Source organism: Nonomuraea sp. CX421 (genome assembly GCF_059358955.1).
In genome coordinates, this window is sequence record NZ_JCADBK010000008.1 from 228,526 (window position 1) to 250,399 (window position 21,874).

The 21,874-nt window shown below is 72.7% G+C and carries 27 protein-coding genes; 12 read left to right on the forward strand and 15 right to left on the reverse strand.

Features of this window, described 5'->3' with window-relative positions; all coding sequences use genetic code 11:
- Positions 1-58 precede the first annotated feature (58 nt).
- The 9 genes from AC5L3X_RS17625 to AC5L3X_RS17665 all read right to left on the reverse strand — a co-directional run bounded on the left by AC5L3X_RS17625 (position 59) and on the right by AC5L3X_RS17665 (position 7,678).
- Positions 59-658, reverse strand: coding sequence for a hypothetical protein (locus AC5L3X_RS17625; protein ID WP_189127552.1), 600 nt, complete (start codon positions 656-658; stop codon positions 59-61).
- A 127-nt stretch (positions 659-785) separates the two neighbouring features.
- Positions 786-1,166 carry a winged helix-turn-helix transcriptional regulator gene (locus AC5L3X_RS17630; RefSeq protein WP_494858056.1) on the reverse strand — a complete coding sequence of 127 codons (381 nt, stop codon included), beginning with the start codon at positions 1,164-1,166 and terminating at the stop codon, positions 786-788.
- A 139-nt stretch (positions 1,167-1,305) separates the two neighbouring features.
- Positions 1,306-2,751, reverse strand: coding sequence for an MFS transporter (locus AC5L3X_RS17635; RefSeq protein ID WP_494858058.1), 1,446 nt, complete (start codon positions 2,749-2,751; stop codon positions 1,306-1,308).
- 15 nt (positions 2,752-2,766) lie between these two features.
- Entirely contained in the window at positions 2,767-3,567 is an 801-nt protein-coding gene (locus AC5L3X_RS17640; protein ID WP_494858060.1) for a glycerophosphodiester phosphodiesterase family protein, read from the reverse strand.
- Positions 3,568-3,603: 36 nt separating this feature from the next.
- Positions 3,604-4,143, reverse strand: a complete 540-nt coding sequence (locus AC5L3X_RS17645) for a TrmH family RNA methyltransferase (protein ID WP_189127556.1) — start codon at positions 4,141-4,143, stop codon at positions 3,604-3,606.
- The gene (locus tag AC5L3X_RS17650) at positions 4,140-4,730 is read right to left on the reverse strand and encodes a class I SAM-dependent methyltransferase (RefSeq protein WP_494858062.1); all 591 of its coding nucleotides are present in this window, start codon (positions 4,728-4,730) and stop codon (positions 4,140-4,142) included. Before AC5L3X_RS17650 ends, AC5L3X_RS17645 begins: the two co-directional genes overlap by 4 nt.
- Before the next feature lie 11 nt (positions 4,731-4,741).
- Positions 4,742-5,689, reverse strand: coding sequence for a VWA domain-containing protein (locus AC5L3X_RS17655; protein ID WP_494858064.1), 948 nt, complete (start codon positions 5,687-5,689; stop codon positions 4,742-4,744).
- Between the two features lie 55 nt (positions 5,690-5,744).
- Positions 5,745-6,680, reverse strand: a complete 936-nt coding sequence (locus AC5L3X_RS17660; RefSeq protein WP_225263665.1) for a DUF58 domain-containing protein — start codon at positions 6,678-6,680, stop codon at positions 5,745-5,747.
- Positions 6,677-7,678 (reverse strand): AAA family ATPase, encoded by a 1,002-nt coding sequence (locus AC5L3X_RS17665; RefSeq protein ID WP_494858066.1) that lies wholly within the window; start codon positions 7,676-7,678, stop codon positions 6,677-6,679. The genes AC5L3X_RS17660 and AC5L3X_RS17665 overlap by 4 nt, the downstream gene beginning before the upstream one ends.
- Before the next feature lie 56 nt (positions 7,679-7,734).
- Here AC5L3X_RS17665 and AC5L3X_RS17670 point away from each other — a divergent pair, with 56 nt between their 5' ends.
- From AC5L3X_RS17670 to AC5L3X_RS17700, 7 genes are all read left to right on the forward strand, one after another.
- Positions 7,735-8,505 (forward strand): hypothetical protein, encoded by a 771-nt coding sequence (locus AC5L3X_RS17670; RefSeq protein ID WP_494858068.1) that lies wholly within the window; start codon positions 7,735-7,737, stop codon positions 8,503-8,505.
- A 220-nt stretch (positions 8,506-8,725) separates the two neighbouring features.
- On the forward strand, positions 8,726-9,238 hold the full coding sequence (locus tag AC5L3X_RS17675) for a ClpP family protease (protein WP_494858208.1): 513 nt from the start codon (positions 8,726-8,728) through the stop codon (positions 9,236-9,238).
- Between the two features lies 1 nt (position 9,239).
- Positions 9,240-9,857, forward strand: coding sequence for an ATP-dependent Clp protease proteolytic subunit (locus tag AC5L3X_RS17680; RefSeq protein WP_189127562.1), 618 nt, complete (start codon positions 9,240-9,242; stop codon positions 9,855-9,857).
- A gap of 154 nt (positions 9,858-10,011) precedes the next feature.
- On the forward strand, positions 10,012-10,983 hold the full coding sequence (locus AC5L3X_RS17685; protein ID WP_494858069.1) for a helix-turn-helix transcriptional regulator: 972 nt from the start codon (positions 10,012-10,014) through the stop codon (positions 10,981-10,983).
- A gap of 30 nt (positions 10,984-11,013) precedes the next feature.
- Positions 11,014-11,631 (forward strand): LysE family translocator, encoded by a 618-nt coding sequence (locus tag AC5L3X_RS17690; protein ID WP_494858070.1) that lies wholly within the window; start codon positions 11,014-11,016, stop codon positions 11,629-11,631.
- Complete coding sequence (locus AC5L3X_RS17695) at positions 11,628-12,356, forward strand: alpha/beta fold hydrolase (RefSeq protein WP_494858071.1); 729 nt, start codon at positions 11,628-11,630, stop codon at positions 12,354-12,356. The genes AC5L3X_RS17690 and AC5L3X_RS17695 overlap by 4 nt, the downstream gene beginning before the upstream one ends.
- 3 nt (positions 12,357-12,359) lie before the next feature.
- Positions 12,360-12,572, forward strand: a complete 213-nt coding sequence (locus tag AC5L3X_RS17700; RefSeq protein ID WP_189127566.1) for a hypothetical protein — start codon at positions 12,360-12,362, stop codon at positions 12,570-12,572.
- A gap of 7 nt (positions 12,573-12,579) precedes the next feature.
- Here AC5L3X_RS17700 and AC5L3X_RS17705 read toward each other — a convergent pair whose 3' ends face one another.
- Both AC5L3X_RS17705 and AC5L3X_RS17710 read right to left on the reverse strand, forming a co-directional pair.
- Entirely contained in the window at positions 12,580-13,002 is a 423-nt protein-coding gene (locus AC5L3X_RS17705) for an SRPBCC domain-containing protein (protein ID WP_494858073.1), read from the reverse strand.
- The gene (locus tag AC5L3X_RS17710) at positions 12,999-13,322 is read right to left on the reverse strand and encodes an ArsR/SmtB family transcription factor (RefSeq protein WP_358462042.1); all 324 of its coding nucleotides are present in this window, start codon (positions 13,320-13,322) and stop codon (positions 12,999-13,001) included. The genes AC5L3X_RS17705 and AC5L3X_RS17710 overlap by 4 nt, the downstream gene beginning before the upstream one ends.
- A 77-nt stretch (positions 13,323-13,399) precedes the next feature.
- On the opposite strand from AC5L3X_RS17710, the gene AC5L3X_RS17715 reads away from it, so the two are divergent.
- Positions 13,400-13,741 carry a VOC family protein gene (locus AC5L3X_RS17715; RefSeq protein ID WP_494858074.1) on the forward strand — a complete coding sequence of 114 codons (342 nt, stop codon included), beginning with the start codon at positions 13,400-13,402 and terminating at the stop codon, positions 13,739-13,741.
- Between the two features lie 59 nt (positions 13,742-13,800).
- Here the strand turns inward: AC5L3X_RS17715 and AC5L3X_RS17720 are convergent, their stop codons facing one another.
- Positions 13,801-14,679, reverse strand: coding sequence for an SCO6745 family protein (locus AC5L3X_RS17720; RefSeq protein WP_494858076.1), 879 nt, complete (start codon positions 14,677-14,679; stop codon positions 13,801-13,803).
- A gap of 112 nt (positions 14,680-14,791) precedes the next feature.
- Between AC5L3X_RS17720 and AC5L3X_RS17725 the strand changes: the two genes are divergently transcribed.
- On the forward strand, positions 14,792-15,292 hold the full coding sequence (locus tag AC5L3X_RS17725) for a CGNR zinc finger domain-containing protein (protein ID WP_494858078.1): 501 nt from the start codon (positions 14,792-14,794) through the stop codon (positions 15,290-15,292).
- Between the two features lie 8 nt (positions 15,293-15,300).
- Here AC5L3X_RS17725 and AC5L3X_RS17730 read toward each other — a convergent pair whose 3' ends face one another.
- Positions 15,301-16,440: a sensor histidine kinase gene (locus AC5L3X_RS17730; protein ID WP_494858080.1), complete on the reverse strand. Its 1,140-nt coding sequence runs from the start codon at positions 16,438-16,440 to the stop codon at positions 15,301-15,303.
- 25 nt (positions 16,441-16,465) lie between these two features.
- The gene (locus tag AC5L3X_RS17735; RefSeq protein ID WP_494858081.1) at positions 16,466-17,119 is read right to left on the reverse strand and encodes a response regulator transcription factor; all 654 of its coding nucleotides are present in this window, start codon (positions 17,117-17,119) and stop codon (positions 16,466-16,468) included.
- Positions 17,120-17,240: 121 nt separating this feature from the next.
- Here AC5L3X_RS17735 and AC5L3X_RS17740 point away from each other — a divergent pair, with 121 nt between their 5' ends.
- Entirely contained in the window at positions 17,241-17,408 is a 168-nt protein-coding gene (locus tag AC5L3X_RS17740; protein ID WP_494858083.1) for a hypothetical protein, read from the forward strand.
- A 6-nt stretch (positions 17,409-17,414) separates the two neighbouring features.
- On the opposite strand, the gene AC5L3X_RS17745 is transcribed toward AC5L3X_RS17740, so the two are convergent.
- Positions 17,415-18,452 (reverse strand): zinc-dependent alcohol dehydrogenase family protein, encoded by a 1,038-nt coding sequence (locus AC5L3X_RS17745; RefSeq protein ID WP_494858085.1) that lies wholly within the window; start codon positions 18,450-18,452, stop codon positions 17,415-17,417.
- A gap of 285 nt (positions 18,453-18,737) precedes the next feature.
- On the opposite strand from AC5L3X_RS17745, the gene AC5L3X_RS17750 reads away from it, so the two are divergent.
- Together AC5L3X_RS17750 and AC5L3X_RS17755 are read left to right on the forward strand one after the other, a co-directional pair.
- Positions 18,738-21,413 carry a multicopper oxidase domain-containing protein gene (locus AC5L3X_RS17750; protein WP_494858086.1) on the forward strand — a complete coding sequence of 892 codons (2,676 nt, stop codon included), beginning with the start codon at positions 18,738-18,740 and terminating at the stop codon, positions 21,411-21,413.
- Positions 21,410-21,844 (forward strand): hypothetical protein, encoded by a 435-nt coding sequence (locus AC5L3X_RS17755; RefSeq protein ID WP_189127575.1) that lies wholly within the window; start codon positions 21,410-21,412, stop codon positions 21,842-21,844. The genes AC5L3X_RS17750 and AC5L3X_RS17755 overlap by 4 nt, the downstream gene beginning before the upstream one ends.
- Positions 21,845-21,874: the final 30 nt, after the last annotated feature.

Consider the following 21,874-nt stretch of genomic DNA (forward strand, 5'->3'; position numbering starts at 1 on the left):
CCAGGAGTTGACGCGGAAGCGGCGCCACCCTGGTAGGCGGGTCGCGAGCGCCGAAGGTTCAGGCGGCGCGTGAGCGCCACACCCCGTAGGCCAGCCACAGACCGCCGGCGGCGATCAGCGCGCCGTGCGCGATCCGCAGCGGATACGGCCCGAAGAACTGCGGAACGAACAGCACGAAGCCGAGCGCGAGCGGGGCCGCGCTCCACGCGGGCAGTACGCCGGAGCGCCCGACCGCCACCGCGGCCATGACCGTCCCCACGCCGAGCAGCACGAGCCCGGCGGCGAACATGGACACGGCCACCGGCCCGTAGCGGAACTCCTGGGCCAGCTCCATCAGCGCCGGAGCGTCGTCGCGCAGGGACCGGCGGGCGATGACACTGAGCCCGAAGTCCTCCGCGCCGTAGTAGGGCAGGGTCAGCCCCGCGCCGATCCAGGTGACCACGGCCGCCCGGAGGGACAGCCGGTCGCCGAGCAGCCCGTGCAGGCCCAGCAGGCCGAGGGCGAGCAGGATGAAACCGATCATGGCGGCCAGATGGCCGGTGATCCAGGCCGTGGAGGCCATGGCGGCGGCGTCGTCGCCGGAGGGCCGCACGGCCGGGTAGACGAGGAACAGCACGCCGCCGGCCGCGAGGGCCAGGGAGGTGAGTCGGGGGTTCATGGCGCTCCATCGGATGGGAATCATCGCTCTGATATGTGAGCAATGCTCTCGCCAGAGAGTGCCGATGTCAAGAGCGGTGCTCTCTCTTTAGAGCTGCGACCACTCGACCCGGGCGTCCTCCGAGTCGTCAGGCGTCGAAGCGGCGGCGGGCGCCCTCGATGTGACCGAAGTGCTGGTGGGTCCAGTCGCAGATCAGATCGACCGTCGCTCGCAGGGCCCGGCCCGGCTCCGTGAGGGTGTACTCGACCCGCGGCGGCACGGTGGGGTACACCTTTCGCTCGGCCAGGCCGTTGCGCTCCAGCATGCGCAGGTTCTGGGTGAGCATCTTGTGGCTGATGCCCTCGACCTCGTTTCGCAGCTCACTGAAGCGCAGGGTGCGCTCACCGAGGACCTCGATGATCAGCAACGCCCACTTGTTGGCGACATCCGAGAAGATCTCCCGCGCCAGGGAGTCGGCGCGCCTCAGGTCCGCTTCGTCGGACGAGCCGGTGAACTGCTTGATCGCCATCGCGTTCCCCCCTCACTGAAAGTGCGTTCTGCCACGTCAGCGAACACTCTTCTATGGTTTCTGAGTCACCACAAGAGAGTAGTGGTCTCTCCGGGGCCCGGATCGGACAGTGCGCGGCCGGGCCCCCTCCGGCGGTGAGTCAGATGCGCTCGGGCACCTCGTTGCCGGCGGCGCGGATCGCCTTGGGCAGGTTGACCAGCGCCAGCAGCACGAACCCCAGGACGAAGAAAATGATCATGGAGACGATGGCGATGCGGTAGCTGTTGGTCAGCTGCAGCGCGATCGTCACCGTCAGCGCGCCGATGAAGGCCGAGCCCTTGTCGCTGATCTGCAGCAGGCTGAAGTACTCCGCCTCCCGGCCCTTCGGGATCACCTGCGAGAACAGTGAGCGCGACAGCGCCTGGGTGCCGCCCAGCACGATGGCGATCGCCAGCGCCAGCAGGTAGAACTGGACCGGCTCGCCCTCCTCGACGAACAGGGCGCTGACCACGATCACCGTCCACACGACCAGGCTGCCGAGCACGGTGCGCTTGGTGCCGAACCGGCGGGCCAGCAGGCCGAGCAGCAGCGCGCCGAAGAACGCCACGAACTGCACCATCAGGATCGCGCTGATCTGCACGGTCCGGTCCAGCTTGAGGGCCTCGGAGGCGAAGGCCGCGCTGTTGCCGATGACCGTCTGGATGCCGTCGTTGTAGACCAGGTACGCCACCAGGAACAGCAGCGTCAGCGGATAGCGGCGCAGCTCCCTCAGTGTGCGGCCGAGCTGGCGGAAGCTGCCGCCGACCGAGCGCAGCGCGGTGGTCTCGTGCGGCGGGACCGGCCGGTTGCGCAGGCGCAGCAGCGGGATCAGGGTGAACGTCGCCCACCACAGCCCGGCCGACATCATGCAGATCCGCACCGCCATGCCCTCGGACAGGCCCAGGCTCTCGTGCTGCAGGTAGAGCACCAGATTGAGGGCCAGCAGCAGCCCGCCGCCCAGATAGCCGATCGCCCATCCGCGCGAGGAGACGCCGTCGCGCTCGTCGGGCGTGGAGATCTGCGGCAGGAACGAGTCGTAGACCACGACCGACGACCCATAGGCCAGGTTGGCCAGCACGAACAGCACGCCGCCCAGCAGGTAGCGGTCGCCCTCGACGAAGAACAGGCCGAGCGTGGCCAGCGCGCCGAGGTAGGCGAACCCGCCGAGCAGCTCGCGCTTGCGGCCGGTGTGGTCGGCCAGCGCGCCGACGATCGGCAGGAAGACGATCTGTAGGAACACCGCCACGGTCAGCGTGAGCCCGAAGAACGCGGCGGGCCGGATGTCGGCGCCGAGCACGTCGACGTAGCCGAGCCCCGGGTTGGCGGCGACCAGCGCGTCGAAGTCGTCCGCACAGGTGGCGGCGGCGACCGAGGGGAAGTCGGTGGCGCACGCGGAGGTCTTGGCCACGGCGATCAGGTAGGGGCCGAGGAAGACCGAGACGATCGTGGTGTAGAAGGCGGAGTTGGCCCAGTCGTAGAAGTACCAGGCCCGTTGCTCGCGCCTGCGGGCGACGGGGGAGTCGTGGGCGGGGTCGTCAGGAACCGCGGGGGGTGCGGGTACGGGCATGGTGTCCAGTCGCTCCTAGGCGGCCAGGTGGCCGGGATGCCACAGCCCGCGACGGTCGAGGACGTCGCGCAGGCCGGTGACGTTGTCGGTCATGATGCCGTCGACGCCGAGATCGAGCAGGTGCTCCATGCGGGTGGCGTCGTTGATGGTCCAGACGTGCACCTGCATGCCGATGGCGTGGGCGGTGCGGATCAGGCTGCGGGTGGTGACGCGCAGCCCGCGAAACCCCACCGGCACCTGGGCGCACGGGACGCCGGCGCGCGACAGGCGGGTGAGCAGCCGGCCGTAGCCGGAGGTGGAGGCGGCGGCGCGCAGCGTGGCGACGCCGCGCGGGCCGAGCGCGGAGCAGACCTCCCGGCCGACCGCGGCCCTGGCCAGCATCAGCCGCTCCTCGGAGAAGGAGGTCAGGCACACGCGGTCGTGGGCGCCCGTGCGCCTGATCGCGTCGGCCAGCGGGGCGATGGCGCCCGCCTCCTTCACGTCGATGTTGAAGCGGTGCTCCGGCCAGGTGCCGAGCAGGTCCTCCAGCAGCGGGATCTCGTGGACGCCGCCGATGCGGGCCCGCCTGACGGCGCTGTAGGGCAGCTCGGAGATCCGGCCGCGCCCGTCGGTGACGCGGTCGAGCGTGTGGTCGTGGAAGGCGAGCAGCACGCCGTCGCAGGTGGCGTGGGCGTCGGTCTCCAGGTAGGTGTAGCCCAGCCGCACGGATCGCTCGAAGGCCTCGGCGGAGTTCTCGGCGCCCTCGGCGGAGCCTCCGCGATGGGCGAAGGCCAGCGGGCCCGGATGGTCGAGGAACGCGAAGCGGCGGCTCAGCACGTCCTGAAGTATGCCTTTCGTGGATGCACGATGAGGTTACGAATCGGGGAGATTCTGCCATTCCTGGCGTCGGGCCTCGGCCAGCGCGATCGCGGCGGCCACCGAGACGTTGAACGAGCCGACCCGTCCGACCTGGGGGATGTAACAGACCCCGTCGGCCGCGTCGAGCAGGGCCGGTGAGCAGCCGTGGTCCTCGCTGCCGACCACCAGGCACACGTCACGGCCGAGGTCGGCCCGGTGCAGCGGCACCGCCTCGGAGGTCAGCTCGATGGCCAGCACGGTGTAGCCGTCGGCCTTGGCGGCCTTGACCGCCTCGCCGGCGGGCACCGCTTCGTGCCAGGTGACCAGGCGTTCGGTGCCGAGCGCGGTCTTGCCCGCCTTGGGATTGGTCGGCGGGGTGGCGTTGCCGGCCAGCCAGATCTGGTCGACGCCGAAGGCGGCGGCGGTGCGGAAGATCGAGCCCACGTTGAAGGGGCCGGTCACCGACTCCAGGATCAGGGCCAGCCGGTTGCCGGTCTGGCGGCGCCAGGTGCGGTTGAGGCGCTTGACATCGGTGGGGCGCAGCTGCCGTCTCATCGCTTCACTCTCAGAATCCGGTAGGCGGCCCGGGAGGCCTCGCGGGAGGCTTGCCAGCCCTGCTCGCCGAGCCAGCGCTGCAGGGAGTCGGAGCCGAGGTGTTTCTGCACGACCAGGTAGGCGACCCCGCCGGGCGCCAGCCGCGTCAGCCAGCGGGTGAGCATCTCGTGCAGCGCCGGCTTGCCGATGCGGATGGCCGGGTTGGACCAGATGGCGTCGAACGTCACCTCGTCGGGGACCTCGTCGGCGTGCATCGCTCTTACTTTGTAAAGGCCCGCGGCCTGGGCGTTGCGCTCCGTGAGCTCCACGCTGCGCCGGTTGACGTCGACGGCCCACACGGTCGCCTCCGGGGCGCGCGAGGCCATGGTGAGCGCGATCGGGCCGTAGCCGCAGCCGAGGTCGAGCAGGTCGCCCTCGGCGGGCGGCGGCGGGACCGTCTCCAGCAGGACGCGGGTGCCGAGGTCGATCCGGTCGGGGCTGAACACGCCCCTGTCGGTCTCCAGCCGAAGGTGCAGGTCGGGCAGCACGAGGTCGACGACGCCCGGCCGGCTCGACGCCCCCGGTCGCTCGGAGAAGTAGTGGGCCACGGGCCGCAACGTTACGGGATCCGGGCACCGAACAGGACCGCGGCACCGGCCACCAGCAGCCCGCACAGGATCGCGGCCACGATGAACCACTGGGTGATCTCCTGGTCGACCAGCTTGAAACCGAGCGAGGTGCCGATCTGCTCGTAGACGTCGCGCAGCTCGTTGCCGGACTCCGCCGAGTAGGCCCGGCCGCTGGTGCCGTCGGACAGCGACTGCAGGGTCTGCTTGTTGACCGGCACGTTGACCGGGCGGCCGTCGATGGAGACCGTGCCCTCCTGCGTGCCGTACGCGATCGTGGAGACCGGCACCGCCGCCTGCTTTGCGGCGTCGATGGCCTCGTTGACCGAGCGGCCGGAGGTGTTGTCGCCGTCGGACAGCAGCACGATCGCCGCGGGCGGCGGGTCGGTGGCGGCGTCCTGGTCGAAGGAGCGCACCGAGTCGAGCGCGTTGAACACCGCCTCGCCGATCGCGGTGCCGGGGCGGGTCGACAGGTTGCCGATGGCGGTGACCACGGCCTGGTGGTCGGTCGTGGGGGAGATGACGACGTTGGCCGAGCGGGCGAAGGAGACCACGCCCACGTTGAACCGGTCGGGCAGCTCGCTGACGAACGCCTGGGCGGCGGCCTTGGCGGCGGTGATGCGATCGGGCTGGACGTCGTCGGCGTCCATCGACAGCGACACGTCCAGCGCGACCATGATGGTGGCGCGGTCGCGCGGCACCTTGACCTGGTCGGCGGGTTTGGCCGCGCCGATGACCAGCAGCGACATCATGGCCAGGAACAGCAGCGGGGCCACGTGCCGCCGCCAGCCGGGCCCGGCGGGGGCGACCAGGTCGAGCAGGGCCAGGTTGGTGAAGCGGACGGTGTAGCGGCGCCGCGCCAGCTGCGCGGCCACGTAGCCCGCGATCAGCAGGGCCAGCAGGAGGAACAACCACAGCCAGGCGGGGGCGAGGAACGTCATGACGCCTCCTTCGTGGCCACGTCGCCGGGTCCGGTGGTCGCCTCGGCGCCCTCGGTCACGTCACCCTCCGGCGGGCGAGGTGGCCGATGCGGCGCTGGCGTAGCACGAACTGTGCCACATCGAACACCCAGTCCCGGTCGGTGCGCAGCACGAGGTGCGCCACGCCGGCCCGGCGCAGCGCGGCCCTGGTGCCCTCCCGCTGCAGGGCGGCCGCCTCGGCGTAGTCACGGCGGACTTTGGGCGAAAGATGCACTTCGCGTACTTTCCCGGTCTCGGGGTCGGCGAACGCGACCCGGCCAACGTCCGGCAGTTCGAGCTCGCGGGGGTCGATCACCTCGACCGCCAGCACCTGGTGGCGGGACGCGAGCCGGCGGATCGGCCGCTCCCACGGGCGTTCGGCGTCGGGGTCGAGCTCCGGCCGGGCGTCGAGGAAGTCCGACACGATCACCCGCATGCCGCGCCTGCGCCGGGTCGCCGCCAGCACCTCGATGCCCTCGGCCAGGTCGGGAGGGTCGGGCACGGGCCGGCCGCGCGGCGCGTCCATCAACGAGTGGAGCAGCCCGTACAGCGCGGGACGGCCGGTGCGCGCGGGCATCCGGTGCAGGAACTCGTCGTGGATCACCAGCGCGCCGAACCGGTCGGCCATCCGGCTGGACAGGAACCCGATCGCGCCGACCGCCGACACCACCAGATCGCGCTTGTCGGTGTCGGCGGTGCCGAAGTCCATGCTCGGCGACAGGTCCGCCAGCGCCCACGTCTCCAGCTCCCGGTCGGCGATCAGATCCCGCACGTGCGGCACGGTCGTGCGCGCGGTCACCGCCCAGTCCATCCGGCGCACGTCGTCCTCGCCCGGCACGTACACGCGGCTGTCGCCCGACTCGCTGCCCGTCCCGGGCAGCAACCCCTGGTGCGCGCCGTGCAGCAGGCCGTCCAGCTTCCTGGTGACCAGCAGCTCCAGCCGGCGCAGCGCCTGCTCCGCGGTGGCCGTCAACGGCTCTGGTTCCAGACGACGAGAGGCGGCGGCACGGCCTGCAGGATCTGCCGGACGACCTGCTCGGGATCGACGCCGTCGGCCAGCGCGTCGAAGGTGAGCATCAGACGGTGCCCCATCACGTCGACGGCCACGTCCCGTACGTCGTCGGGCAGCAGGTAGTCGCGGCCGCGCAGCAGCGCCAGCGCCCGCCCGGCGGCGACCAGGCCGAGCGTCGCGCGCGGGCTGACGCCGATCTCGATGGTCTCGGCCAGGTCGGGCACGCCGTACTCGGCCGGGGCCCGGGTGGACATCACCAGCCGCACCACGTAGTCGGCGACCAGCTGGTGGATCGAGACCTGCTCGGCGGCCTCCTGCAGGGCCATCAGCCGCTGCGGGTCGAGCACCCGCTCCGGCGAGGGCGGGGTGACGCTCATCCGGTGCAGGATCTCCAGCTCCTCGTGGGCGCTGGGATGCGGCACCCGGACGCGGAACAGGAACCGGTCGCGCTGCACCTCGGGCAGCGGGTAGACGCCCTCGGACTCGATCGGGTTCTGGGTGGCCAGCACGATGAACGGCCTGGGCAGCTCGTGCGTCACGCCCGCCAGCGTGACCTGGCGCTCGGCCATGACCTCCAGCAGCGCCGACTGCACCTTGGCCGGGGCGCGGTTGATCTCGTCGGCGAGCAGGAAGTTCACGAACACCGGGCCCAGCTCGACGTCGAACTTCTCGTTGGACGGGTGGAACACCCTGGTGCCGACGATGTCGCTCGGCACCAGGTCGGGGGTGAACTGGATGCGGGCGAACGTGCCGCCCACCACGGTGGCCAGGGTGGAGGCGGCAAGGGTCTTGGCGACGCCCGGGACTCCCTCCAGCAGGCAGTGCCCGCGCGCGAGCAGGGCCACGATCAGCCTCTCGACCATGTGGTCCTGCCCGACGATGACCCGCCGGACCTCGTCGAGGGTCTGACGCAGCACGGCCGCGTCGGTTCCGCCTGGCAACTCTTCGGCGACGCTCATGACGCCCATTCCACCAAACGTGCCGCAAACGTGCACGACGCCACGTCTGTGCTTTCATGGCAAACGTGGCAGTTCCGCTGCAGTACGGCGATCCGCCCCGGCTGGGGCCCTTCCTGGTGCAGGCGCGTCTGCACACCGGCTCGGCCGGCTTCGTGTACCTCGCCCATGCGGCCGACGGGCGCGCGGTCTCGCTGGCGGTGCTCACCCGGGGGGCGGCGCTGGACGCGGCGGCGCGCGAGCGGTTCGTCACCGCGATCCGGGAGGCCACCGCGCACGGCGGCGTGCGGGGCTGGCTCGAACGGGCCACCCGGTCACGGGCCGCCGTGCTCGACGGGGCGCCCCAGGTGCTCGCCATGGACACCGGCCGGGCGCCCTGGGTGGCGGTGCCGTACGTGCCGGGCCGGCCGGGAGCCGAGTGGTTCCTGGAGCCGGTCATGGTCGGCGGGACGTTCATCGGCCTGGCGCACGGCCCCGACTTCGTCCCCTACTGGCTGACCGACCGCTCGCCCGCGCTGCCCGCCCCGCCGCCGGGCCGGCGCCCGCTGACCGAGACCGCGCGGCGGGTGCTGTTCGCCGCGCTGGCGCTCGCCGTGCTGGTGCTCCTGCTCGTGACGATCCTGCTGTTGCTGCTGCTGGGCCGGCAGGACGCCGACCCGATGCCCAGGCCGCTGCCGCCGACCAACTTCGAGCCGTCGCCGCCGCCGAGCCCCGCCAGCCCGGAGCCGCGCCAGCCCTCGCCCAGCCCCACGCCGTCGCCCACCGACAGTGGCGGGGGCACCCCCGGCCGCTCTCCCGGCGACGATCAGGGCGACGAGCCGCCGCTCTGACCCTCACCCTTTTCGATGGGCGCCTTTCTCACATTCGTCTTCGCCTGTCGACGGTTATTCGCTCACGGAAGAATGCGCCTTTAGAGAAATGCGCCCCCAGCGAAAAGGCGGGGTCACGCGTACGGCCCGGGTCTAGCGTCGGAGAAATAGTCCGGGAGAAAGGCGATCCGTGAGCGAAACCACCCGCACCCAGTGGCCCGACCAGCTCAGTCAGCGGCTCATGAGGGAACGAATCCTCGTTCTCGGCCAGGAGGTCGACGACGACATTTGCAACCGGCTCTGCGGCGAGCTGCTATTGCTCGCGGCCGAGGATCCCAAGCGTGACATAACGCTTTACATCAATTCGCCGGGCGGTTCGGTGTCGGCCGGCCTGGCACTGTACGACATGATGCAGTTCGTCCCGTGCGACGTGGCGACGGTGGCGATGGGCTTCGCCGCCTCCATGGGCCAGATGCTGCTGTGCGCCGGCGCGCCGGGCAAGCGCTACGCCCTGCCCAACTCCCGGATCGTCATGCACCAGCCGCTCGGCGGCATCGGCGGCTCGGCGGCCGACATCCAGATCCAGGCCGAGAATCTGCTCTACACCAAGCGCCGGCTGGCCGAGCTGATCGCCCATCACACCGGCCAGCCGCTGGAGCGCATCCAGGCCGACTCCGACCGCGACCGCTGGTTCACCGCCCAGGAGGCGCTGGAGTACGGCTTCGTCGACCACATCGCCGAAGGGCTCAACTGAGATGAGCGGACGTTACGTGCTGCCCTCCTTCACGGAGCGCACCTCCTACGGGATCAAGGAGATGAACCCGTACAACAAGCTGTTCGAGGACCGGGTCATCTTCCTCGGCACCCCGATCGACGACACGTCCGCCAACGACGTGATGGCGCAGCTGCTCACGCTGGAGTCGATCGACCCCGACCAGGACATCAACATCTACATCAACTCGCCGGGCGGGTCGTTCACCGCGATGGCCGCCATCTACGACACGATGCAGTTCGTCCGGCCGGAGATCCACACCGTCTGCATCGGGGAGGCCGCCTCGGCGGCGGCGGTTCTGCTGGCGGCGGGCACCCCGGGCAAGCGGGCCGCGCTGCCGCACGCGCGGGTGCTGCTCCACCAGCCGGCCACCGAGGGCGCGCGCGGCCAGTCGAGCGACCTGGAGATCCACGCCCGCGAGATCCTGCGCATGCGCGACCAGCAGGAGGAGATCCTGGCCCGGCACACCGGGCGCACGACGCTGGAGATCAGGCACGACCTTGAGCGCGACCGCATCTTCACCGCCGAGCAGGCCCGCTCCTACCGGCTGATCGACGACATCTACGCGTCGAGAAAGCGCACCCTGGTCCCGGCCCGCTGACGACCTGAGGTGGCGCGCCGGGGTTCCACCGGCGCGCCACCGCCGGCCGGCCGGCTGACCGAGGGATCCCCACGGTCGCCGGCCGTTCGGCTGACGGACGAATCCCCGTGACCGCCGGCCGTTCGGCTGACCGCGGGATCCCTACAATGGCGGCATGCGCGCCAGCCGCCTGCTCTCGCTCCTGCTGCTCCTGCAGACGCGCGGCCGCATGACGGCACCCGACCTGGCCGAGGAGCTGGAGGTGTCGGTCCGCACCGTCTACCGCGACGTGGAGGCGCTGTCGGCGGCCGGGGTGCCCGTCTACGCCGACCGCGGTCCGGCCGGCGGCTACCGGCTGCTCGACGGCTACCGCACCCGGCTCAACGGGCTGACGGCCGAGGAGGCGTCCTCGCTGTTCCTGGCCGCGCTGCCCGGCCCGGCCGCCGAGCTGGGGCTGGCCGAGGTGGCGGCCAACGCCGAGCTGAAGCTGCTGGCCGCGCTGCCGCCCGAGCCGCGCTCCCACGTCTCCCGGCTGCGCGAGCGGTTCCTGCTGGACGTGCCGGGCTGGTATCGCGAGGCCGACGACGTGCCGCGCCTCGGCGAGGTCTCCGAGGCGGTGTGGGAGCGGCGGCCGCTCCGGATGACCTACCGCCGCTGGGGCGGCAAGGAGGTCGAGCGGGTGGTCCACCCCTACGGCCTGGTCCTCAAGGGCGGCTCGTGGTATCTGGTCGCCGCGCCCGAGGGACAGAACCCGCGCACCTACCGGGTCTCGCGCGTCCTGACGCTCGAGACGCTGCCCGGCCGCTTCGACCGGCCCGAGGGCTTCGACCTGGCCCGGTTCTGGCGCTCCTACTCCCAGGAGTTCCGCGAGCGCATGTACACCGCCGAAGCCGTCATCAGGCTGGCCCCCGGCCGCGACGGCCTGCTCGCCTACACCATGGGCAACGACGTGGTGGCCGCGGCTCTGGCCGCCGCCGGCGAGGCCGACGCCGAGGGGTGGCGCACGCTGACCGTGCCGATCGAGTCGGTCACCCACGCCCGCTGGCTGCTGCTGCGCATGGGGGCCGGCGTGGAGGTGCTCGGGCCGCCCGAGCTGCGCGAGGCGATGGCGGAGACGGTCGCCGAGCTCGGGAAAATGTACGGGTGATCGCGGCAGACTTCTGCCACCATTCCGGTCATGTACCTCATAGCGTTCATCGGGGCCTGCGTCCTGGTGGCCATGGCCCCGGGCGTGAGCACCGCGGTCATCCTGCGCCAGACCGTCCGCGCGGGCAGGGGCTCCGGCATGGCGGCCACGCTCGGCAACGAGACCGGCATCCTGGCATGGGCACTGGCGGCCGCCTTCGGGCTGTCCGCGATGGTGCTGGCCTCGCAGCTGGCCTACGACGTGATGCGGATCGCCGGCGCGGTCGTCCTGGTGGTGATGGGCGCGCAGTCGCTCTGGCAGTCCCGCCAGAGCGCGCCCCGGATCGAGCCGGCGGACGCGGGCGTCGACGGGTGGCGCCGCTCCTACCTCACCGGGCTCGGCACCTGCCTGGCCAACCCGAAAGCCGCGGTGTTCGCGATGTCCTTCCTGCCGCAGTTCGTGCCGCCCGGGCAGAACATTCCGCTGACGCTGGTCGTGCTCGCCGTCGTCTGGGTGCTGGTCGACACGCTCTGGTACGGCCTGCTCGTCTGGGCGGCCGGCGCGGCCAAGGCGTTCCTGGCGAGGCCACGGGTGCGGAGACGGCTGGAGCGGTTCTCCGGCGTCGTCCTCATCGGCCTGGGCGTCCGGCTGGCGGTGGAGTCCCGATGACGATCTGGTACGAAGAGGCGGGCTCGGGCGATCCGGTGGTGCTGCTGGCGTCGAGCGCGGCCGACGCCGGCATGTGGGACGGCCAGTGGGAGGCGCTGGCCGGGCGGTTCCGGGTCATCCGGGCCGACTACCGGGGCTTCGGCCGCACCCCGTACGAGGCGGCGGAGCCGTACAGTGACGCGGGCGACGTGCGGGAGGTGCTCCGCCTGCTGGGCGTGCGCCGGGCGGCGCTGGTCGGCTCCTCCTACGGGTGCCAGGTCGCGCTGCAGCTGTCGAGTCTGGCCAGCCGGCTGGTGCTGCTCAACCCCGGTTCGGACCTGCCGGCGACGTCCGACCTGAAGGAGTTCGGGGCGGAGGAGAACCGGCTGCTGGAGGCGGGTGACGTGGCCGCCGCCGCCGAGCTCAACGCCCGCACCTGGCTCGGGCCCGAGGCCGACGCGGCCACCCGGGAGCGGCTGGTGGCCATGCAGGCCCACGCGTTCGCCATGCAGCTGGCCGCCGACCCGGAGCCGTCGCAGTTCGAGCCCGACTACACCCTGGCCGCCGTCGAGGCGCCCGCGCTGGTCGTCGGCGGCGCGCACGACCTGCCGTACTTCCAGCGCAGCGCCCGCCACGTCGCCGCCGGACTGCCACGGGCCGAGCTGCTGGAGCTCGGCTGGGCCGGGCACCTGCCGGCCCTCGAACGTCCGAGGGAGATCGCCGCCCTGCTGCTGGACTACCTTTGACCTATGACGAACGACCTGGCGACCCTCATGAGGCAGGCTCAGGACGACGATCCGCTGCGGGCTCTGGAGGCCACCACGGCGCTGCGCCGCGAGCTGGAGCGGATGGAAGCGGTACAGGTGCGCCGGGCCCGGGTGGCGGGGCTGCCCTGGGCGCAGATCGCCCACGCCATCGGAGTGAGCAAGCAGGCCGTGCACAAGAAGTACGGGCGGGGCTGAGCGAGGCTCAGGACCACTGGCGGGCGTACCATCCGAGCGCGATGTTCCACGAGTAGCCGCGCCTGATCCGCCCGGCCACGCCGGGCGGCAGCGTGTCGAGGCCGCGGTGCTCCAGCAGCACCTCGGTGCCGTCGCCGACGGGCGCGAAGGCCACCTCGATCTCCATCCGGCCGGTCGGGTTGAGCAGGTCGGCCCAGACGAGGCGACGCGGCGGGTCCCAGATGAGGATCCGGCCGGTGTCGACGTGACCGCCGTCGGACCACAGCTCGCGCAGGTAGCCGTCCTGGAACCGGATGCCGGACGCGCGGGCGGGGTCGACCCAGCTGTGCGGTCCGCGCACGTACCAGCTGTCGATCTCGTCGGTGAAGATCCGGAACGCGGTGGCGGGGTCGACCGGCACCGTGACGCCGGCCCGCACGGAGGAGCTCACCGGCCGCGCTCCACGTGGTCCTTGAACGAGCCGAGCTGCTCGGCCCAGAACGCCTGCACCTGGTCGAGCCAGGCCTGAAGGGCGGTGAACGGCTCGGGGCGCAGGGTGTAGAGCCGCAGGCGGGCGTCCTCGCCGCCCGCCTCGGCCTGAACCAGCCCGCCGGCCCTCAGCACCCGGAGATGCCTGCTCAGCGCGGGCGGGCTCATCTGGACGGCCTGGGCCAGCTCGCCGGCCGGCCGGGGCCCGTCGCGCAGCAGGTCGATCACCTTGCGCCGGGTGGGGTCGGCGAGCGCGGCCAGTGTCGCGTCCACATCGTTCATGTTGGCGTTAATCTTTAACCGCTTTCGTTATACTCTGACTCGTTAACGATAGCGCTGATTATTGCGGAGGTTCGCCGATGGTTGTCCAGCTGGGTTACTACACGCTGTCCGTCCGGGACCTCGACCGCGCGGCCGCCTTCTACGGTGCGCTGTTCGGCTGGGAGTTCAGGCGCGAGCACGAGAGCTCCCTGCACGTCACCAACACCGCCGTGCCGATGGGCCTCACCTCGACCGGGCCGTCGTCGCAGCCCAACCTCTACTACCGCGTCGACGACATCGGCGCCGCCGTCAAGCAGGTGCGCGAGCTGGGCGGCACGACCGGGGAGGTGATGGACAGCAAGTCGGGACGCAGTTGTGCCTGCGTCGACGACCAGGGCACCGAGCTCAGCCTGTGGGAGCCCGCTCCCGGCTTCGACTGACCGCGTTCGCCGAGGCCTGACCGTGGCGGTGCCGTCGCCTCCCTTCCGGCGGGCGCCCGTCAGTCGGGAGCCTTGACGGTGGCGATGCCGAGGGTGCTGGTCATCGGCAGCAGGCCCGCCTCGAAGACCGCGCCCATGAACGGCAGGACGAGCCGCGCCAGCAGCTCCGCGCGCTCCTCGCCCAGCTTCCGCCACGGCTCGGCGGCCAGTTCGTCGGTCATCCGCTCCACCTGGTCGCGCAGCTCGCGGCCCGCCTGTGTGGCCTGGCCGTCGGCGCCGACCAGGCCGCGCGAGGCCAACCGGTCCCGGGCGGCCGCCCACTCCTGCTCACTCCACTCGCGTCCGGCGAAGCTCGCCACGGGAGCGGCGCCGACGGCGGCGAACGACACCAGCGACTCGCACGGGTCGAGCCCCGCGGCGAGCAGCGCCGTCAGGTGCCCGTCGCCGCGGTGCTCGCGCAGCACGGTGGCGGCCTGCCAGAGCGCCAGGTGCGGCTCGTCGGGCCAGGGCAGGTCGAGGTTGGCGGCGGCGAACGGCCGGTGCGCCACGGTCACGCTCTCCGCGGCGCGCTTGGCGAGCTCGGCCGCCTCGCTCACCTCGGGGGCCGCCACCTTCTCCCCGAGCAGGTCGCGATAGGTCCGGTCGACCGCCCGCGACCGGGCCGCCAGCACCTGCTCGGGGGAGGCGGTGTCCCAGATCGCCGGAATGTGCTCGGCGATCATTCCGGGCGCGAAGCTGTAGTAGGTGGCGGTGGCCAGGCGTGAGCCCACCGCCCCCAGCGGGGCGGTGCGGTAGGCGAAGTAGCTCGGCCAGCGTGACTCCACGTCGTAGCCGAGCGCCGCGGCCTCCTCGAACCCCTGGGGTGAGAAGTACAGCGCGGCGTGGACGGGCTCAAGGTGGTGCCACAGGTGACGGGCAAGCTTGCGATAGGTGGACATGTCGTCGAGATCCTCACTGTCTAGATAAGGTACGACGGTGACGATAGACCCATGGCGCATCACTGGTCAATCTCAAATAGACAGTTATGTCGGGCGGTGGGTGGAGATCGCCGTGCTGCTGGTGAACACACTGGCCGTGGACCGTGCCCACGGCCGTCCCGTATCTCCGCCCGCGGACGGCGCCGACCGGCTCAGCCACCTGCTCGCCGCCCTCCCCCCACCCGCCGGGCCGCTGACCGCCGACGACGCCGACCGGCTGGCCGAGGTGGCGGCCGAGCTCCGGCCGCTGTTCGCCGACGGTCCGCCGCCGGTCACCGGCCTGAACGAGTCGCTGGTACGGCACGGCGCGGTCCCCACCCTGTACGGCGATCCGCCCAAGCTGGGCTTCCATCGGCCGGAGGCCGGCCTGGTCGACGCCTGGGCGGCCGACGCCGGCACGGCCCTGGCCATGGTGATCGGGGTGGGGCAGGGGACGCGGCTCCGGTCCTGCCAGGCGGACGGCTGTGACCTGGTGTTCTTCGACGTCACCCGCAACGCCTCGCGCAGGTTCTGCGGGCTGTCGTGCCAGAACCGCGCCAAGGCCAGCGCCTACCGCGCCCGCCGCCGCGGCTGACCCCCGGGTCACAGGGTGACGGTCACCTCAAGGCCGCCCTCCGGGAGAGGACGGACGTTCAGAGCGCCGTCGTGGGCCTGGACGATGGCGGCCACGATCGACAGGCCCAGCCCCAGACCGTCGCCGTCGGCCCTGCGGCGCGTTTCCAGGCGCTGGAAGGGCTGCAGGAGCGTGCCGGCCCGGTCGGGCGGGATCACCGGGCCGCTGTTGGCGACCCTGAGAGTGGGACGGCCGGACCGCACGGCGGTCGACACCGAGATCCAGCCGCCGGGCACGTTGTGCCGCACGGCGTTGTCCAGCAGGTTCGAGACCAGCCGCTCCAGCAGGGCGCGATCTCCCGAGGCGGGGGCGGGGCCGAGTGCGCGCTCGACGTTCGGGTCCTGGTTCGGGTCCTCGGGCGGGGGCTCTCGTTGATCGAGGGCCTGCGCTGTGATCAGTGCCAGGTCCAGGGGCTCCCGGTGCTGGAGGCCCTGCTGGCTCCGGGCCAGGGTGAGCAGCGCCTCGATCAGCCGTTCCTGGTGCCGCCCGGCGGCCAGCAGCCGTTCCAGGACGGCCCGCAGCGCTCCGGCGTCGGCCTCCGGATCGCCGAGCGCGACCTCGGCCATGGCCCGCTGCAACGTCAGCGGCGTGCGCAGCTCGTGGGAGGCGTTGGCGACGAACCGCCGCTGCGCCGTGAACGCGGCCTCCAGCCGGTCCAGCAGCTCGTCGAAGGTGTCGGCCAGCTCCTTCAGCTCGTCGTCCGGCCCCGGCGCGGCCAGCCGCCGGTCGAGCCGGTCGGCCGTGATGCGCCGTACGGTGGCGGTCATGTCGCCCAGCGGCCGCAGCACCCGCCCGGCCATCAGCCAGCCCAGGAGCATCGACGCGAAGGCCATGACCACCAGGGCGATCAGGGAGTTGACCAGCAGCCGGCGCAGGCTCGCGGCCTGCTCCGCCTCGATCCCCGGCGTCGTGACCGGAGGTTCGAGCCCGTCGGGCGGGCTGAGCGGGCTGAGCGGGCTGGGCGGGTCGGGCGGGTCGGGGGCGGTCGGCGGGCCGGGGAAGGGGGAGTGCTCGACGAGGAGATAGATGAGGGCGACCAGCAGCGCCCCGGCGACCAGGAACAGCCCGCTGTAGAGCAGGGTCAGCCGCAGCCGGACCGTCCACCTCATGCAGACTCCTTGACCGGGGCGGCCATCAGATCCGGTATCCGGCCTGGGGGACCGTCTCGATCAGCGGCGGGTCGCCGAGTTTGCGGCGTAACCGGCTGACCGTCACCTTCACGGTCTGCGTGAACGGGTCGGCGAACTCGTCCCAGCCCCGTTCCAGGAGCTGTTCGGCGGAGACCACGGCCCCCCGGGCGGACAGCAGCAACTCCAGCACGGCGAACTCCTTGGGGCTCAACGGCAGCCGCTGCCCGTCGCGGGTGGCGATCCGGGTGGCCGGGTCGAGCCGCAGATCGCCGTGGACCAGCACCGGAGGCAGGGCCGGCCGTGAGCGCCTGGCCAGCGCCCGGATCCGGGCGACCAGCTCGGCGAACGCGAACGGCTTGGGCAGGTAGTCGTCGGCGCCCATGCCCAGCCCGGTCACCTTGTCGTCGATGGTCGCGGCGGCGGTGAGCATGAGCACCCGCGCCGGGTAGCCCGCCCTGGTCAGCGCCCCGCACACGTCGTCACCGTGCAGGCCCGGCAGGTCGCGGTCGAGGACGACGACGTCGTAGTCGTTGACCGCCGTGCGATCGAGCGCGGCCTCACCGTCCAGCGCCACGTCCACGGCCATGCCCTCGCGGCGCAGCCCCGTGGCCACGGTCAGGGCCAGCTCCTCGTGGTCCTCGACCACCAGCACTCTCACGATCCCCCAGGATGCCCCGCGCCCGGTAACAGCGGGGTAACCACCGCCGTTCCCGCCCCGTAACCGGCTCCCGGCTTGTCTGGCTGCCACGACGACCTGTCGGCAGAGAAGGAGAATCACCATGGCAACCGGAAAGATCAGCAGGGCGATTCTCGCCGCCACGGTGCTCATCGTGGCGGTGGGGGCGGCCGGATCGGCGGACGTGCAGGTTCCGCTTCCGGTGCCGCCCCCGGCTCCGGCGGCGCCCCCCGCCCCGGAGGCGCCACCGGCTCCAGAGCTCCCGTCCTGACGCGCGTCAGCGGGTCAGGACGACTTTGAGCGCTCCCGTCGCCGCCGGGTCGGAGAAGGTGTCATAGGCGGCGGACATCTCGTCCAGGGGGAAGCGGTGCGTGACGAACTTCCCCGGGTCCAGCCGCCTGGCGGTGATCATGTCGAGCAGCGCCGGCGTGGAGTAGGTGTCGACCAGGCCGGTGGTGATCGTGACATTGCGGATCCACAGATCCTGCAGACGCAGGGGCACCGACTCGCCGTGCACGCCGACGTTGGCGACGTGGCCGCCGGCCCGGATCAGCCGGGTGCACTGCTCGAAGGTCTCGGGCACGCCCACCGCCTCGATGGCGACGTCGGCGCCCAGCCCGCCGGTCAGCTCGGCCACTGCGGCGGACGCGTCGTCACCGGCGCCGGCCACCACGTCCGCGCCGAACTGCTTGGCGGCCTCCAGCCGCGACTGCGCGAGGTCCACGGCCACGATGTGGCTGGGCGTGAACAACTGGGCGGTGGCGATCGCGGCCAGGCCGATGGGGCCGGCGCCCACGACGACGACCGTGTCGCCGGGGCGCACCCGGCCGTTGAGCACGCCGACCTCGTAGGCGGTCGGCAGGATGTCGGCCAGCATCAGCGCGGCCTCGTCCTCCACCCCTTCGGGCAGCAGGTAGGTCGAGGTGTCGGCGAACGGCACGCGTACGTACTCGGCCTGGGTGCCGTCGATCAGGTGCCCCAGGATCCAGCCGCCGCCGCCCAGGCACTGCCCGTACATGCTCTCGCGGCAGTAGCGGCAGCGCCCGCACGCCGAGACGCACGAGACCAGCACCCGGTCGCCCTCCTTGACGGTGGTGACGGCGTCGCCGGTCGCCGTCACGGTGCCGACCGCCTCGTGGCCGAGGATCCGGCCCGGGGTCACGGCCGGCACGTCGCCCTTGAGGATGTGCAGGTCGGTTCCGCAGATGGTGACCGCGTCCACGCGAACGACCGCGTCCGTCGGCGCGGTGAGCCGCGGCTCGGGAACCTCTTCCCAGGAGCGTCGCCCTGGTCCGTGATAGATGAGTGCCTTCATCGTGGCCTCCTCGTGGTTCTCCTCCTTCCCACGCTCTCCGCTGCCGGCCGGGGCCGGGTAGGGGCGAAGGTCCCACCGCACGGGTACCTTCGCCTCGGGGCGGGCGGGCCCGAGCCGCGGCGACCGAGGACTTTGGTCCCACCGATCACGGACTTTGCGCCCCTGCGCGGGGCGGGAGGCGGGGCCTAGCCTGTCGTGGCCGTTCCGTCCACGAGCGGGCTGTCACATGCCCGCCGGACCAAGCCAGGCCGGACGAGATTCGCCGGGCCGGAAGTGAGGCGCTGGATGCCACCCGTCGAGGTGATGATCGGAGCCAGACCGGAGAACCGGCCGCCCGTCCCGCCCGCGCGTTCCCGTGCCTCGTGGCACGTCCGGGCGAACGCCGTCGTGCTCGCCTGGCTGGCCCTGACCATCGTGGCCGCGCTCGCCCAGGGCGAGCTGCCCGCGCCCCGCTGGCTGGTGGTCCACGTCTTCCTGCTCGGCGCGATCAGCACCGCGATCCTCATCTGGAGCGAGCACTTCGCCACGGTGCTGCTCCGCGCCCGGACCCCGGAGCCGCGGGGCGGCGTCGCCCGGCTCGGCGCCCTCAACGCCGGGACCGTGGCCGTGCTGTACGGCGTGGCCGCGGGGCCGTGGCCGGTGGCGGCGGCCGGGGCCGCCCTGGTCGTGGCCGCCGTGACCTGGCACGCGGTCGTGCTCGCCGGAATGGTCAGGCGGGCGCTGCCCGGCCGGTTCGGTCATGTCGTCGGCTGGTACCTCGCCGCGGCTGGCGCGCTGGTGGCGGGCGGCGTGCTGGGCGGCCTGCTCGCGGCGCAGCCCGGTGGCGGCGCCCTGCACGAGCGGGCGCAGGCCGCGCACGCCCAGGCGAACCTGCTCGGCTGGGTGGGGCTGACCGTGCTCGGCACGTTGTTCACGCTGTGGCCGACGGTGCTGCGCACGCGGATCTCCGAGTTGACCCGGCGCTGGTCGCGCGCCGCGCTGTGGCTGTCGGTGGCGGGGCTCGCGGTGACGGTGGCCGGACTCCTTCCCGGCCTGCGCTGGGTCGCCGTCGCCGGGCTCGTGACGTACGCCGTGGCCGTGGCCGTGGCGCTGGCCCCGCCGGTCGAGACCCTGCGGCGGCGCCGTCCGCACACGGCGGCGTCCTGGACGCTGGCGGCCGGCGTGGTCTGGTTCGAGGTCGCGCTCGTGGCCGAGGTGGTCGTGGTCGCCACGCGTCCCGTCGAGCGGGTGGCGGCCGGGCTGGAGCCGCTGCTGCCGCTGATCCTCGCCGGGTTCGCCGGCCAGGTGCTGGTCGGCTCGCTCACGCACCTGCTGCCGGCGGTGCTCGGCGGCGGGCCGCCCCGGTTCAAGCGCAACGCCGCCCTGGTCGAGCGCGGCTGGGCGTACCGGCTGGCGGCGACCAACCTCGGCGTCCCGCTGCTGGCGCTGCCGGTGCCCGGACCGCTGCGCCTGCTCGGCTGGGCGCTCGTCCTCGCCCCGGCGGCGGCCTTCGTCGTCCTGGCCGTGACCGCGCTCGCCAGCACGGTGTCAGCCGGGAGGAGCGCCGCCGACGCGGGCCCGTCCGGGACCGGAGCAGCCCGAACGGGGCCGGCCGCGCGCGGAGCGGACGCGGGCCCGCCGAGCGACGGCCGCCGGTCGCGGGTGTCGCCCGCCCACGTCGGCGTGCTGATCGGGTGCCTGCTGACCGCGCTGGCCGTGGTGGGCGCGATGTCCGGCGCGGGCGGCCCGGCGCGCACGCGGGTCGCGCCCGGCGCCGAGCGGACGGTGGAGGTCACGCTCAGGGGCATGCGCGTGCAACCCGGGGTGATCGAGGCCGAGCCGGGCACCGTGCTGACCCTGAAGGTCGTCAACGCCGACGCCCAGCGGCACGACCTGAGGCTGTCCACCGGAGAGCGCACCCCGGAGCTGGCGCCCGGCGAGAGCGCCGTGCTCAAGCTGGCCCCGCTCGCCGGGCCGGTGGACGGCTGGTGCACGCTCGCCGGGCACCGGGCCGCGGGCATGACCATGCGGATCGTGCCCACGACCGCGGCGGCGGCAGCGCATTCCGCACAGTCCTCGCCGCCCGGCGGCGACCACGCGCACACCCCGGGCGCGCGGCTGGATCCGGCCGCGCCGATGCCCTCGGGCTGGAAGCCGTTCGAGGCCGCCCTGGCACCCGCGCCCTCCGGGGCCGAGCACCACGTCGAGATCCGGGCGCAGGAGACCGACCTGGACGTGGCCCCCGGGGTCCGGCAGCGGATGTGGACGTTCAACGGCACGCTCCCCGGCCCGGTCCTGCGCGGCCGGGTGGGCGACCTGTTCGTGGTGACGTTCGTCAACGACGGGGCGATGGGGCACGGCGTCGACTTCCACGCGGGCGCCCTCGCCCCCGACGAGCCGATGCGCACGATCGACCCGGGGGAGCGGCTCACCTACCGCTTCCGCGCCGCCCACGCCGGAGCGTGGCTCTACCACTGCTCGACGATGCCGATGAGCCAGCACATCGCCAACGGCATGTACGGCGCGGTGATCATCGATCCGCCGGGCCTGCCGCCCGTGGACCGCGAGTACGTGCTCGTCCAGGGCGAGCTCTACCTCGGCACGCCGGACGCCAGGGCCGCCGCGGTCACCGAGGGCCGCCCGGACGGCTGGATGTTCAACGGCGCCGTGGCGGGCTACAGGCACGCCCCGCTCACCGCCGAAGCCGGTGAGCGGGCCCGGATCTGGGTGGTGACCGCCGGGCCGGGCACGGGCACCGCGTTCCACGTGGTGGGCGCCCCGTTCGACACCGTCTACAAGGAGGGCGCCTACCTGCTGCGGGAGGACGACCCGGGCGGCGCCCAGGTGCTGGACCTGGCGCCCGCGCAGGGCGGCTTCGCCGAGCTGGTGTTCCCCGAGGCCGGGCACTATCCGTTCGTGGACCACCACATGCGCAGAGCGGAGACGGGCGCCTCCGGGATCTTCAAGGTGAGCGCGCCATGACGTGGTGGTCGGTCGTCAGGTTCCTGCACGTGCTGTCGGCGGCCCTGTGGGTCGGCGGGCAGCTCACGGTGTCGCTCGTGGTGCTGCCGCTGGCCCGCCGGATGCTCGACACCGACCGGCGCGCGGACGTGCTGCGGGCGGTCGGCAGGCGGTTCGGCATGTTCACCGGCGCGGTGTTCCTGCCGGTGCAACTCGCCACCGGGGTCGCCATCGCCGTCCACAAGGGCGTCACCTGGGCGTCGCTGGCCGAGCCCGGCTACGGCCGGACCCTCGCCGCCAAGCTGCTGCTGTTCTGCGTGGTCATGGCCGCCGCCGCGCTGCACGGGTGGGCCACGGGGCGGCGGCCTGGTGTCGCCCGGGCACTGGCCGTGATCTCCCTGGTGGGGTCCGTGGGGATCGTCCTGCTGGCGACCGCTCTGCCCGCCACCTGAGCCCGATCTTCGGGCGCCCGGCGGTTCAGG